Genomic DNA, 14,108 nt, shown 5'->3' with positions numbered 1-14,108 from the left:
CGCAGAGATTCCAGCCCTATCCAGCAACGATGTGGCAAATCTCACCGGCTTGGCTCATACACCAGTGCACCAAAGCTTTGCCGCTATATAGTACCGGCTATTTTTTCGGTCGGGTCATTTTCAGCATCATATTGATATAACGCAGGTTGGGTAAAAAGCGCTTCATATACCAGGCTTTACGGCCTTCTTTGTGGGGCAGCACCATAAAGGCATCGGTTTGCGCCGACTGGTAGACATAATCTGACACCTGTTCTGCACTGAGGGTTGCGCGGTCAAAATAACGACCCACTTTGGCTTTAAAGTGGGGCTGCGCCGTGCGCATGGATTTATCCAGATTGGTCTTAAAAAATGACGGGCACACCACAGACACCTGAATATTGTCCGGGGCCAGTTCCAGACGCAGGGTTTCAGAAAAAGCGATAACCGCGGCTTTTACGGCATTATAACTGCCCATTGAGGGTAAATGGGTAATACCGGCCTGAGAGGAGACATTAATCATCTGACCATGGCCCTGCTGTTTGAACAGCGGCGCGAAGGTCTGACAACCACGTACAATACCGAGCAGATTAATATCCAGGATCCATTGCCACTGCTCAATGCTTTCGGTTTCAAAATCACCGGCAGTGGCCACGCCGGCATTATTAATCAGTATATCCAATGTGCCCCAGTGCTGCTGCACCTGTTCAAGCACCGTCAGCCAGTCGGCTTCGGAGGTCACATCAGCCTGCACGGAAATACTCTCGCCGCCAGCCAGATTAACCTCTTCGGCCACCTTGTCAGCGGCTTCACCATCTCTGTCGGTAATACAGACCGCCGCACCCTGACGGGCCCATCTCAGTGCCAGAGCCCGACCCAGACCTGAGCCACCGCCGGTGATTACCAGGCGTTTTTTATCCTGCATCGAATTCATCCCCTAGCTGAACTTACGGATAACGCTCAAGGGCGCGATTTTTATCAGCGGCGCCATAAATGACCAGGGCCAGTTGGGTACAAAGCAACTGGCCTTTTCTTTTTCGATGGCTTTAACCAGTGCCCGGCAGCCCGTATCCCGGTCCACGATAAAGGGCACTTTTTCCACCTTTTCGTTAATTTCACTGCGGATAAAGCCAGGGTGAATAGTCGACACTACAATGGGCTTATTCATCATATCAACCCGAATACCTTCCATTAGTGTGGTTAATCCGGCTTTGGTAGCAGCATAGACAGTCAGTGCACGACGGAAGCCCCGGATGGCACTGAAGGAGGACATGCCCACCAGGTGGCCATGATTCTGCTCACGAAAAATCTCCATAGCGGCTTCGGCCTGGGCGATAGCCGCCACAAAATTGGTCATGGCCGTTTGTTTATTGGCATGAAAGTAACCGGTGCCGACAGAGGCACCTTTACCCATACCCGCGTTGATAATAATTCTGTCGAGGGTGCCAAATTCTTGTTTAAAGGCCTTAAACACCTCAAACACCTGCTTATCATCATTGACATCCAGCGCCTTAAGACTGACTCTGACGTTTGGATCGATAGCAGCGATTTCCTGTTTGAGACTTTCCAGCCTGTCGGTACGCCGGGCACAAAGCGCCAGGTTACGGCCCTTTCTGGCAAACTCCAGCGCCATGCCCCAGCCCAGCCCTGAGCTGGCCCCTGTTATAAGAATATTCTTTCTCAACATTTTACGATGCGTCCCGTTATTTGTAGGTAATAAGTTCTGGTGTGGCTTCAAAGGCGGTGTAGTCATTCAGACTGGATAGTCTCAAACCATTACGACCGTTCAGCACACGGCTGATGCCACAATTAGCCAGTACCCAGTTTAGATTCAGGAATTGTCGTTCTTCAACGCCTAAAAGATGCTGTGCCAACAGGGATATTGGCCCGCCAGAGGTGATCACCAGCAGCTTGTGCTGCTGTTTCTGAGTAACGGCCTTTAACCCCTGTTTTACTCTGGCGCAAAAATCTGCCCAGCTTTCACTATAGGCCTTATTCTGCCCGGCGCCGATCCACTTTTCGACGGCCTGACTGAAGGTTTCTGCAAAGGCCACTCTGGCGTCAGATTGTTTAAGCAGGTAGGCCCTGAACCCTTCAGGGGTCTCGAAATCCGGGTTCAATGCCGCCAGGATATTGTGATGATCATATTCATTCCAGTCAGCGCTTTGTTCAATATCCTCACTGATGGTACCCGCTGCATGGTTAAGTGGTTGCTGATTAAGCCCCTGCAACAGGGCATTCAGGGTCTGGTGGTGGCGCGCCATGGTACCGGTGATAACCTGCTGCGGCGTAAAGCCGATGCCGTTATTGGTAAGAAAACGTCCCAGCCGCCAGGCTTGCCGATAACCGGTTTCTGAGAGGGCGTCATAGTTTGCCTCGCCAAAGCCGGCCTGGCCATGACGCAACAGATAAATTTTCTGCATCAGACCGGCCTGCCCTGACCAATGGTGCGCCGGCAACGCCAGACAAGATAATGTACAAATACCCAGAAGTGTTTAAAGGCCGGGTTACGGGTTTGCTTATGGTGATAGCGATAGTAAATTTGTTGGGCAATGGCCGCCAGCCGGAACAGTCCGTAGACCTCATAGAAGGTAAAATCATTAACAGAGAGCGAGCGTTTATCCAGATAGTACTCCACCACTTCCTGGCGATTTAACATACCAGGCAGATGGGTGGGCTGACGGCGGGTCTGCTGGGCCAGAAAATCATCACCGGCTTCCACCCAGTAAGCCAGGGTGTTACCCAGATCCATCAACGGGTCGCCCAGAGTGGCCAGCTCCCAGTCGAGAATAGCCGTAACCCGGGTAGGCTCATCGGGGGCAAGCACTACATTATCAAAACGAAAATCATTGTGGGTCAGACAGATATGCTCCCTGTCCGGCATATTATCCTCCAGCCAGCGGCGCACATAACCCGCCCCGGGCACATTCCAGGTTTTGGCATTCAGATAGCGCTGATTCCAGCCGCTGATCTGGCGCTGAATATAGCCTTCACCTTTGGCCAGTTGATCCAGCCCGGCAGCGTTATAATCCACCTCGTGCAGCGCTATCATGGCATCCAGCATATTCAGGCAAAGTTCGCGGGTTTGCGCAGAATTAAGCTTAACGCCCCTTGGCAGATTGCGCCGGGGGATAATACCTTCACAGCGCTGCATCAGGTAAAATTCACTGCCGATTAGCTGTGGGTCAGAGCAGAATCCGAGCATATCCGGCACATAAGGGTAAACCGGCCTGAGTGCCTTTTGCAGACGGTACTCCCGGCCCATATCATGAGCGCCTTTGGCCTTAGTGCCGGCCGGTGCCCGGCGCAGAATCACATCCTGCTCAGCAAAGGATAAACAATAGGTCCAGTTTGACGCCCCACCACTGTACTGGCGCACTTGCGGTGTAGCGGTCAGATGGGGTAACTGCTCGCTGATCCAGGGCAACAAATTGTCCAGATTCAGCGCTTCGCCTTCACGCACCTGACCGGGCTGATCGGTGACCCCTGGTGCTGTCATCTTGCCACCTCTTTATATTTTGCCAGCTCTAATCTGGCCACCATCGCCTGGTGAACTTCATCGGGGCCATCGGCAAGGCGCAGGGCTCTGGCCATGGCCATCATTGCTGCCAGTGGCGTATCGCCACTCATACCTGCGCCGCCGTGTAACTGAATTGCCAGATCCACGCTTTGTTCCATCACCCGTGGCGCGATGACTTTTATTGCTGAGATCTCTGTCATCGCCTGTTTCACACCCACAGTATCAATTTTCCAGGCCGCAATTAAGGTCAGCAGGCGAGCCTGATCGATGGCCATACGTACCTCGGCAATACGGGCCTTATTGGCCCCTAAGTTAACCAGTGGCTGACCAAAAGCCTGGCGCACAGAGGCACGCTTTATGCCCAGTTCCAGCGCCCGCTCAGCAGCACCAATGGCGCGCATACAATGATGGATACGGCCGGGACCAAGCCTGCCCTGGGCTATAGCAAAGCCCTTCCCCATGCCCAGGATGAGGTTCTGTTCAGGCACCCGCACCTCGTCAAATACCACTTCACCATGACCATAAGGCGCATCATATTCACCATAAGCACTGAGCATGCGCTGTATTTGTACGCCCGGGCGGTCAAGCTCCACCAGTACCATTGCATGGCGGGCATGTTTGTCGGCATCAGGATTCGACAGCCCCATAAAAACAGCCACTTTAGCATCAGGGTGGCCTAATCCGGTACTCCACCATTTGCGGCCATTGAGCACCAGCTCATTTCCCTCTTCACGTATGCTGGCCTGCATATTGGTGGCGTCGCTGGATGCCACTTCTGGCTCGGTCATACAAAACACGCTGCGAATCTGGCCTTCCAGCAATGGCATCAGCCACTTTTCCTGCTGCTGTGCGCTGCCAAAGTGATACAGCACTTCCATATTGCCGGTATCCGGTGCATTGCAGTTGAAAACCTCGCTGGCAATGGGCGAGCGCCCCATCTGCTCGGCCAGTGGCGCATATTCAAGGGTACTCAGGCCCTGTCCCAGTTCAGCATCGGGCAAAAACAAATTCCACAGCCCTTGCGCTTTAGCCTGTTGTTTAAGGGCTTCAATACCGGGATGGAGCCGCCAGCTTTGCCACTGTCCATGGTTATTATGCTGATGATGAAAGGCCATGACCTCAGCTTCAATCGGCAGAACATGTTGCTGCATAAACTCTGTCAGTTGCTGTAAAAACTGCTGACTTCTTTCCGATGTCTGGAAATCCATAGGTGGCTCCGGAATTCATTATTAAAACTTTAAGAAGCCTAGCGCCCTTTCACTAATGAATAAAATGAAATATATTCCAGAGATACTATGAACAATATTCACAACAGGCCCACTCACAGCAGTTCGCCTTTTCAGCAACTGGATCTGAATCTGCTCAAGATCTTTGAAGCCCTGTATCAGGAACGCAATATGTCCAGAGCGGCTCAGCGGCTGCATCTGACACCATCGGCTGTGAGCCACGCCATCAAACGACTGCGCAACCAACTGGCTGACCCATTGTTCAGCCGCCAGGGCAATATGATGCAGCCCACAGCATTGTGTGAAAGCCTGGCACCGGCGCTGATTAATAATCTGGATCAACTCCGTCAAATCCTGCAGCTTTCCGAACAGTTCTCACCAGAGACGGCCGTCAATTACTTTCGCCTGGGATTCATGAGGCGCTGGAGAAACTTATATTACCGCCATTGGCTACCGCCCTGGCGGCACAGGCACCGGGCACATCCCTTGCCAGCTATGGTCTGGAACGCTCGCAGATGGTAAGGCAACTGGCCGGTGGTGCTGTAGATATGGCCATTGACGTGTCTTTGCCGATGAGTGAACCGATCATGCACCGGCCTCTGCTTACAGACAGCTTCTGTGTGGTGATGGCACAGAAACACCCTTTGCACGCCAGACCCGATAGAAAGACCTATGCACAAGCCCGCCATATCAGCGTTTCCCATCGCGCCAGCGGGCCGGCAATCGAGGATATCGCCCTGCGCCAGCAAGGAGTGAACCGCCAGATTGCCCTGCATTGTCAGAGTTATGGCAGCGCCATCAACGTGGTACGCCAGTCTGAGTTGCTGTTGACCATGCCCGTCAAACTTGCCGGAGCCCTGAATCAGGATGGCGTAGTCATCTGTGATGTACCGGTATCCATTCCCGATATCGCCATTCACCTGTACTGGCACAAAAATACCGATGTTCACCCGGCGCTGAGCTGGCTAAGGCAGTTATTACAAAACGTTGCCAGTGCACTCTGACGCACTTGTTTATGATTTAACTGAATTGCCCTTAACACCACGCAATACCTCATCAGTATGCTGACCCAAGGTGGGCGGCGCCTGATTATACTCCACTTTGGTGCGGGAGAACTTCACCGGATTGGCCACCATTGGCACCTTACCGGCGCTGGGGTGGGGCAGCTCAAACTGCATCTGCCGGTGACGTACCTGAGGCTCTGCGAAGACTCTGTCCAGTGTATTGATCGGGCCACAGGGAACATTGGCCTTCGCCAGCGCCTGCAGCCAGTGATCCAGAGGCTTGGCACATAATAGTGTTTCAAGTTTTGGAATTAGCTCAAGACGATGTTTGACTCGTCTGGCATTGGTGCTGAATCTGTCATCAAAGGCCAGTTCAGGATCGCCTAATACAGCGCAACAGCGCTGAAACTGCTGATCATTCCCCACCGCCAGCAGAACAAAACCATCTTTTACCTTAAGTGACTGATAAGGCACGATATTCGGATGCGCGGTGCCCATACGCTGTGGCACCTCACCACTTATCAGATAGTTACTGGCCTGATTGGCCAGCCAGGCCACCTGGGTATCCAGCAGCGCCAGATCAATATGCTGGCCCTGCCCACTATGTTCCCGCTCATAGAGTGCTGCAAGGATGGCTGACACCCCGTACATGCCGGTCATCAGATCGGCCACCGCCACGCCGGCCTTTTGCGGGCCGCCACCGGGCAGTGTATCGGCCTCGCCGGTAATACTCATCAGACCGCCCATGGCCTGAATCATGGCATCATATCCCGGCCGCAACGCGAGCGGACCATCCTGACCAAAACCCGTAATGGAGCAGTAAATCAGCTTTGGATTCACCTGGCGCAGACTGGCGTAATCAAGCCCATATTTTTTCAGCCCATCCACCTTGTAGTTTTCCACCAGCACATCGGCCCGGGATGCCAGCTCCCGGATCACCTGCTGCCCCTGCACTGTGGTTATATCAACTTCAATGGACTGCTTGCCACGATTAGCAGCAAGATAATAGGCAGACTCCTGGGTGTCCCGACCCTGCTCATCTTTTAGATAAGGAGGGCCCCAGTGGCGGGTATCATCTCCACAACCCGGGCGTTCAATTTTCCACACACAGGCGCCGTAATCGGCCAGCACCTGAGTCGCCCAGGGTCCGGCCAGAATACGGCTGAGATCCAGCACTTTAATACCTTTAAGCGGGCCTGCCATTAACCACTCCTGCAACAGACAACATAGACGATCATTTTAGGGGTTAAGAGATCTGAAAGGAAAGAGTTGTTTGCACGCAAAAAAGGGGGGCGTCGCCCCCTTGTTATCATTTAAAAATGCGATCGCGCTCTACAGGTCGAACTTAATGCCCTGTGCCAGCGGCAACTCGGTAGAGTAATTGATGGTATTGGTTTGTCGACGCATATAGACTTTCCAGGCGTCAGAGCCGGATTCACGGCCACCGCCGGTTTCCTTTTCACCGCCGAAAGCACCACCAATTTCTGCACCGGAAGTACCGATATTGACATTAGAAATGCCGCAATCGGAACCCCAATGGGCCAGATAGTTCTCCACTTCGCGCATATCCAGACTAAAGATAGCCGATGACAAGCCCTGAGCCACACCGTTTTGCAGTGCAATCGCCTCTTCGAGTTCACCTTTGTATTTGATCAGGTATAAAAGCGGCGCAAAGGTCTCGCTCTGCACTGTGTCATAGTGATTTTCGGCCTCAACAATCGCCGGGGTCACATAACAGCCGGATTCATAACCCTTCCCCTGCAAGACTTCACCGCCGCACAGCAGCGTGCCGCCTTCGTCACGAACACGGCTGATCGCATTGACAAAGTTGCTCACTGAGTCTTTATCGATAAGGGGCCCGACGTGATTGTTTTCATCCAGCGGGTCGCCGATGCGCAGTTTGCCGTAGGCACTGACCAGCGATTCCTTAACCTTGTCATACACGGACTCATGTACGATAACCCTGCGGGTGGTGGTACAGCGCTGACCCGCCGTGCCTACCGCACCAAACACCACGCCGGGCACAGCGACTTTAAGATCCGCATTGGCAGTAATAATGATGGCATTGTTGCCACCCAGTTCGAGAATACTCTTACCAAAACGGGCCGCCACTTTCTGACCCGCATGACGGCCGACCCGGGTTGAGCCGGTGACGGACATCAGTGGCAGGCGTTTATCATCCAGCATCAGCTCACCAATTTCCGGCCCGCCCACAACCATAGACAACAACCCTTCGGGCAGATGATTGCGGACCAGTACCTGCTGCACAATGTTCTGACAGGCGATAGCGGTCAGCGGGGTCTTCTCTGATGGTTTCCAGATCACCGCATCACCACATACCGCAGCGATCATAGTGTTCCATGACCATACCGCCACCGGGAAATTAAAAGCAGAAATCACACCGACCACACCCAGGGGATGATATTGCTCATACATACGGTGCAATGGGCGCTCGGAATGCATGGTCGAGCCGCAAAGCTGGCGGGAAAGGCCCACGGCAAAGTCACAGATGTCGATCATTTCCTGTACTTCACCTAAGCCTTCCTGCAACGACTTACCCATTTCATAGGAGACCAGTTCGCCCAGTGGCTGCTTATATTCACGCAGCGCTTCACCAATCTGGCGAACAATCTCGCCTCGCTGTGGCGCGGTGACCTGACGCCATTGCAGAAATGCGCTGTGTGCTTTTTCCACCACCTGATGATACTGCTGCTGCGAACAAGGCGTTACCCTGGCGATAAGACGGCCATCGACTGGTGAATGGATTGCAATGGGTGCGCTGTCACTTTTATCCAGCCAGCCGGTTCCGGTGCTGACACCGGCATTTTCTGCACTGATACCTAATTTTTTCAGAAACTCCATGGTTCCCCCTTTAGTTAGCTAAGGCCGGCATCGTTGCCAGCCCCTGATTAAAAATATCCAGGAAGCGATCGGCTTCGCGCTGGCCAAAGACCATGGGCGGCTTAATCTTAAGCACATTGGCATCCGGGCCTTCACTGGAGAGCAAAATACGATGAGATTTAAAGAATTCGATTAGCCAGGCGGTTTGTTCGGTGGCCGGAGTTCTGGCCTGTGGATCGGTTACCAGTTCTACCCCCAGAAACAAACCCAAACCACGAATATCACCGATACAGGCATATTCCTTCGCCAGCGCCGCAAGATGCTGCTTGAGATAGTCGCCGGTTTTCTGGGCACTGGCGACCAGTTGTTCCTGCTCCAACACCTCCAGCACCGCCATGCCAATCGCACAGGACACCGGATTGCCGCCAAAGGTATTGAAATATTCCATCCCGGTAACAAACGCATCGGCAATGGCCGGGGTTGTTACCACTGCGGCCATGGGATGACCGTTCCCTATGGGTTTACCCAGGGTGACAATATCGGGTACCACCTGTTGGGTCTGAAACCCCCACATGCTCTGCCCTACCCGGCCAAAACCCACCTGTACCTCGTCGGCTATGCATACAGCACCGGCATCGCGCACCGTGGTGTAAACCTGCTGCAGATATCCTTCAGGCATCACAATCTGACCGGCCACGCCCTGCAGAGATTCACAGATAAAGGCACCGGGCAGGGTGTTTCGCCATTCCAGATCCTCTACCACGCGATTGAGATCCTGAGCATAGGCAGAGGCCGTGTGGTCTCCCTGATACCGCCCCCGATAGGGATAGGGCAAAGGCACTTTGTGTACATGAGAAGCTGCGCCTTCACCGCCAGGCCCGTCGAACTTGTAGGAACTGGCCTCGATACAGGCATTGGTGTTGCCATGATAGGCACCGTCAACGACCAGTAAATCGCGCCGTCCGGTAGCACAGCGGGCCAGACGAAATGCCAGTTCGTTAGCCTCACTGCCGGAGTTAACAAAGAAACAGACGGACAACGGCTCGGGAAACGTTGCCAGCAAGCGCTGACCGTAGTCGACCAGGTTATCGTGCAGATAGCGGGTATTAGTATTCAAGCTGGCCATTTGCCGCTGCGCCGCAGCGACCACATAGGGGTGGCAGTGCCCCACATGACAGACATTATTGACCATATCCAGATAATCCCGGCCGTGCTCATCAAACAGATAAGCTCCCTGGCCCCTGACAATTTTCAGCGGTTCGCGATAGCTCAGACTGAGGGTTCTGCTGAAGTGTTGCTTGCGCATAGACTGTATGGAGGCTTTATCATGCCCGGTCTGTGCATCAAAGCCGCAAACTTGCCTGATTCTGCATTGCATGCCAAACGCACCAATCCGGCCAAGTTTTTCAAGCGCGCTCCAGGCCGGGCGTGCAGATATCAGCAAATACTGATTGTCTGGCTGTTCCTGAATGGCCCTGGCCGAGTTACACACACTCACGCACAGCCTCAGACCAATCAGATAAAACAAACAGTCGGCTTCGGCTGCCGTTAACGGACGCTGGCTGTGATAGCCGCGCACCACCGCGAGAATCACAGCGCCGATATCGTCCTGATCCAATATTGCATAGGCACAGGCAATCGCCAGCTCGTTGACCAGATGACTTTCAAGCATATCGCCAAAATCGATCAGTCCGCTTATAGCCTGAGGATTTTCGGCGTTGTTAACCAGCAGATTGTAGTCATTGGCATCATTGTGGATCACCCCCCTGGGCAGTTCTCCCAGCCTGGGGATCACCCACTGTTGATAAGCTTGCAGAAAAGGCCTGATCTGCCGTTGCTGAGAAGCGGATAAATACCCTATCTTGCGCTGGCAAACTTCATGGCCCTGTGCAAGATCCCAGTCCAGTCGTCGGCACGCTCCCGGGTGCCGGAAGTCCTCTAAGGCCATATCCAGGGTACCCAAAAAACGCCCCAAATCCTGCCAAAGGGCCGGGCGGGGCTGCGATGCCGTTATATCAGCATAAAAGCTCCCCTCCAGGTAGGTCAGTACCCTTAACCAGCTATCGGGGCCGTTTTCTGAGGGCACAGCGCTGAGCATCCCGCCATCCTGGTTTTTTATCACCTGTGGCACCGCAAGGTTCTGCTCAAAAAGATGAGTCATCGCCTGATTCTGTAAATCCAGATATAGCGCGGCTTCTGTCGATACTTTAACGACATAGCGACGGGTGTCAGTGCTCAGCAGATAGTTCTGATCCTCATAGCCGGGCAGTTTTTTCAGCACTCCGGTTAAGCCGTAGTGGCTCGCAAGCGTATCGGCTAACTCAACCCCAGTCACGGCCTGCCTCCTGTGTGGTTCGGGTGCGTGCCAGCTGTGCAGGGTCCTCCCCGCCAGATAAGGGGATCAGGGTAAAACGGTATTGATAGCTTTGCGCTGGTACGGAATATTTATCATGTACCGGCCGCCCCCATGACGTGTCGCCACCCACGCCCATTTGCCGGTGATCCAGATTCAGCGTAATCAGATCGCGCACCGGCACATCAACAGCATGTTTGCTGGTTACGGGCACCAGACCCGAGGCAGAGGTTTCACTGTCACCGGCGAAGAAATCAATATCCTCTTGCAGATAAGGCCAGGCGCTGGCGGATAAAGGTGTCTCACCCACAGCGAGCAGCCCATTTCCCTGTGCATCCCGCGCTGCTAGCCATCTTACGTCGGTTTTATTACCGTTTTCCTGAGGGCGAATATAAGCATGTATCTGCTCGGTGACATGACGCTTATAGTGCCCTATTGGCGCAGAGTGCTGGCGATCCGCATAACTCTCATGGGGCCCTCTGCCAAACCAGCTGATATACGGATAATCACCTGGGATCACCAGTTGCATGCCAAACTTGGGCATTTTTGGCAGTTGCTGTCCCTCTGCCAACACCAGTTCGCTGCTTACCTGGACACGGCCAGAGGAAGAAATCAGATAATCGAGCCGGTACTGGCCATCGAAATCCTCACTATCAAAAGTGGCGCTGACCTGAAACCCCGTCCCCTTGCGGAACGTATCAAGCTTAGTCAGGCTAAGGTTGCGGCCCGCATCTCGCCATATTGCGGCCCATTCAGGCATGCCATTGCCCAGGTCATTATCAGTAGGTGCGCGCCAGAAATTAGGAGTCAGTGGCGACTTCAGCAGCTCCTTGCCTTCATATCGATAGCTGGATAACAAGCCTGTTTTGCCGTCAATGACCACACTGAACATATCATTGGCCAGGTGCAGATCCTGCTGTTGGTGCGTCAACACCAGCGGACTGCCTGATTCTTTAATCAGTACAGGCTGTTGAGCAACGGGCAACCGGAATTGCTCAAACGCTACCTCATGGCCGGCCTCGAGCAATGGCTGAGGGTGGCGTAACAGCGCTCGAAGGGTGATGAAATATTCTTTAGCACTGGTTGAAGGTAGCTCCGGTAATCTCAGACGCACCCGTTTTTTACTCTCTTGGGCTATCGCTGGCATCGCTTGTTGCCCCTCAAAGAGCACTTCGCCGTCCGCTTCTATGTGCCAGCTCAGATCATAGGCTGACAGGTCACTGAAGCTGAAGGTGTTATGGATTTCAAACTCGCCACTGGCTGCGTCTACAGCGCTGAATTTGATCGGTTGATAGACCTTTTTCACTTCATATAAATGCGGATGGGGCTGCCGATCCGGATTCACCAGACCGTTGTTGAGAAAATTACCGTCGCTGGGCAAATCCGGATGAAAATCCTTTCCATAGGCCCAGTAAGACTGACCATGCTCATTGGTATATCTGAGTGATTGATCAACCCAGTCCCAGATAAAGCCGCCCTGCAGCACCTTCTCCTGCTCGATCAGATCCCAGTAATCCTGCAGGTTGCCCACCGAGTTGCCCATAGCATGGGCATATTCGATCATAATACCCGGGCGATCATTATGTTGACTGGCATATTCGGCCAGACGCTCGATGCTTGGGTACATGGGCGCGAAAATGTCTGTATAGTCGGCCGTGCCTGCGGGTTCATACTGCACCGGACGACTGCCGTCTGCTTCTTTGAGCCAGCGGTAAGTGGCTTCAAAGATTTTCCCTTTACCCGCTTCATTGCCTAATGACCAGATAATGATCGAGGGGTGGTTTTTGTCCCGCTCAAACATGCGCCGGGTGCGCTCAATATGCGCAGGCAGCCAGCTCTTTTCATTACCCAGTTGCGTCTGCTCGTTGATCGCCAGAGGATGAGATTCAATATTGGCCTCATCCACTACATACAGGCCATATTTGTCGGTCAGATCGTACCAATAGGGATCATTGGGATAGTGACTGGAGCGCACCGCATTAATATTGTGCGCCTTCATCAGCCGGATATCCTGCAACATGGACTCACGGGTCACCACATGGCCCCAGTCAGGCGATGTTTCATGGCGGTTGACCCCGCGAATACGGATGGCCTGACCATTAACCTTAAGCTGGCCTCCTTCAATCTCAATGCGCCGAAAACCGATTTCATCGCGCAGGCTCTCCAGTAAAGCGCCGTTACCGTCATACAGGTTCAGTACTAAGGTATACAGTTCGGGCGTTTCGGCGCTCCACAAGCGAGGTTTCTCCAGACTGCGCTGAAAACTGACCACTTGCTTGCCGGCAGCCTTAAGACTGAGGTTTTTCTGTTGCTCGAATATCGGCTGCATGCCGTTGCGCGGATCCAGTAAGCGGGCCTGTACACTCACCTTCTGGTCTGCACTGGTAGTATAATTGCGCAATTCGAGATCCAGGTTCAGTGTACCCTTGTTGAGGGCTTTGTTGAGCTGTGGTCGGGCATGAAAATCAAAGATGCGCTGCTTAGGTGTGGCATACAAATATACGTCGCGCTCGATCCCCGACATCCGCAGCATGTCCTGACTTTCCAGATAACTGGCATCGGTCCAGCGCCTGATTTGCATGGCAATCAGATTCTCACCAGCTTTAAGATAGGGAGTCAGATCGAACTCCGCCGGCGTTTTGGCACCCTGGCTGAAGCCCACACTGCGGCCATTGACCCAGACTTCCAGCGATGATCGTGCCGCACCCACATGTAAAAACACCTGCTTGTTATGCCAGTGCTCCGGCAGTGCGAAGGTTTTACGGTATGAACCGATAGGATTGTATTCTTGTGGTACGTCTGGCCAGGTGCTGTCAAAAGGGTAGCGTTCATCCAGATAAATAGGGTAGCCATAGCCTTCCACTTCCCAGTTACCCGGTACTCTGATTTGCCCCCAGGCGCTGGCATCGAAACCTGGCTGCTGAAAATACTGCGGCGCATCGGCAAAGCGCCGCTGCCAGTCAAACTTCCACAATCCATTCAGAGACAGGTATCTGTTACTGCCGCTGTAGTCATCAACCAGGGCTTCGGCCTCTGATGCATAGGAAAACGAGCTGGAACGGGGATCCTCTTTATTGATGGCGAACACCTGATGATCTTCCCACGGGGCACGGCCATCGGCTATGCTGGAAGAACTGATAAAACAGAGAACGAAGAAACCAAGCCGAATACTCACATTAACCTCAACT

General features: G+C 53.4%; 11 protein-coding genes. 2 read left to right on the top strand and 9 right to left on the bottom strand.

Annotated features, from left to right (window positions below; genetic code table 11):
• Nucleotides 1–97: 97 nt before the first annotated feature.
• From AT746_RS01775 to AT746_RS01755, 5 genes are read right to left on the bottom strand one after another with little or no spacing between them, the layout of a single operon-like run.
• Entirely contained in the window at nt 98–901 is an 804-nt protein-coding gene (locus AT746_RS01775) for an SDR family oxidoreductase (protein ID WP_062483865.1), read from the bottom strand.
• A gap of 12 nt (nt 902–913) precedes the next feature.
• Complete coding sequence (locus tag AT746_RS01770) at nt 914–1,663, bottom strand: SDR family oxidoreductase (protein ID WP_062475621.1); 750 nt, start codon at nt 1,661–1,663, stop codon at nt 914–916.
• Between the two features lie 16 nt (nt 1,664–1,679).
• Entirely contained in the window at nt 1,680–2,399 is a 720-nt protein-coding gene (locus tag AT746_RS01765) for a histidine phosphatase family protein (protein WP_062475617.1), read from the bottom strand.
• On the bottom strand, nt 2,399–3,475 hold the full coding sequence (locus AT746_RS01760) for a phosphotransferase family protein (RefSeq protein ID WP_062475614.1): 1,077 nt from the start codon (nt 3,473–3,475) through the stop codon (nt 2,399–2,401). The genes AT746_RS01765 and AT746_RS01760 overlap by 1 nt, the downstream gene beginning before the upstream one ends.
• Nucleotides 3,472–4,704 carry an acyl-CoA dehydrogenase family protein gene (locus AT746_RS01755; RefSeq protein ID WP_062475600.1) on the bottom strand — a complete coding sequence of 411 codons (1,233 nt, stop codon included), beginning with the start codon at nt 4,702–4,704 and terminating at the stop codon, nt 3,472–3,474. Before AT746_RS01755 ends, AT746_RS01760 begins: the two co-directional genes overlap by 4 nt.
• 87 nt (nt 4,705–4,791) lie before the next feature.
• Here AT746_RS01755 and AT746_RS19955 point away from each other — a divergent pair, with 87 nt between their 5' ends.
• Together AT746_RS19955 and AT746_RS19950 are read left to right on the top strand one after the other, a co-directional pair.
• Nucleotides 4,792–5,244 carry a LysR family transcriptional regulator gene (locus tag AT746_RS19955; protein ID WP_231730988.1) on the top strand — a complete coding sequence of 151 codons (453 nt, stop codon included), beginning with the start codon at nt 4,792–4,794 and terminating at the stop codon, nt 5,242–5,244.
• Nucleotides 5,169–5,726 (top strand): LysR substrate-binding domain-containing protein, encoded by a 558-nt coding sequence (locus tag AT746_RS19950; protein WP_231730987.1) that lies wholly within the window; start codon nt 5,169–5,171, stop codon nt 5,724–5,726. Before AT746_RS19955 ends, AT746_RS19950 begins: the two co-directional genes overlap by 76 nt.
• Nucleotides 5,727–5,735: 9 nt before the next feature.
• Here AT746_RS19950 and AT746_RS01745 read toward each other — a convergent pair whose 3' ends face one another.
• From AT746_RS01745 to AT746_RS01730, 4 genes are all read right to left on the bottom strand, one after another.
• Nucleotides 5,736–6,929 (bottom strand): CaiB/BaiF CoA transferase family protein, encoded by a 1,194-nt coding sequence (locus AT746_RS01745; protein WP_062475597.1) that lies wholly within the window; start codon nt 6,927–6,929, stop codon nt 5,736–5,738.
• A gap of 129 nt (nt 6,930–7,058) precedes the next feature.
• Nucleotides 7,059–8,588 carry an aldehyde dehydrogenase family protein gene (locus AT746_RS01740; RefSeq protein WP_062475595.1) on the bottom strand — a complete coding sequence of 510 codons (1,530 nt, stop codon included), beginning with the start codon at nt 8,586–8,588 and terminating at the stop codon, nt 7,059–7,061.
• A gap of 10 nt (nt 8,589–8,598) precedes the next feature.
• Nucleotides 8,599–10,902 carry an aminotransferase class III-fold pyridoxal phosphate-dependent enzyme gene (locus tag AT746_RS01735; protein ID WP_062475592.1) on the bottom strand — a complete coding sequence of 768 codons (2,304 nt, stop codon included), beginning with the start codon at nt 10,900–10,902 and terminating at the stop codon, nt 8,599–8,601.
• On the bottom strand, nt 10,889–14,095 hold the full coding sequence (locus AT746_RS01730) for a glycoside hydrolase family 2 TIM barrel-domain containing protein (RefSeq protein WP_062475590.1): 3,207 nt from the start codon (nt 14,093–14,095) through the stop codon (nt 10,889–10,891). Before AT746_RS01730 ends, AT746_RS01735 begins: the two co-directional genes overlap by 14 nt.
• Nucleotides 14,096–14,108 lie beyond the last annotated feature (13 nt).

Origin of the sequence: Lacimicrobium alkaliphilum (genome assembly GCF_001466725.1) — a bacterium.
Taxonomy (GTDB): Bacteria; Pseudomonadota; Gammaproteobacteria; order Enterobacterales; family Alteromonadaceae; genus Lacimicrobium; species Lacimicrobium alkaliphilum_B.
The sequence above is the reverse complement of the archived record's forward strand: the minus strand, read 5'-3'. Positions and strand labels throughout refer to the sequence as shown.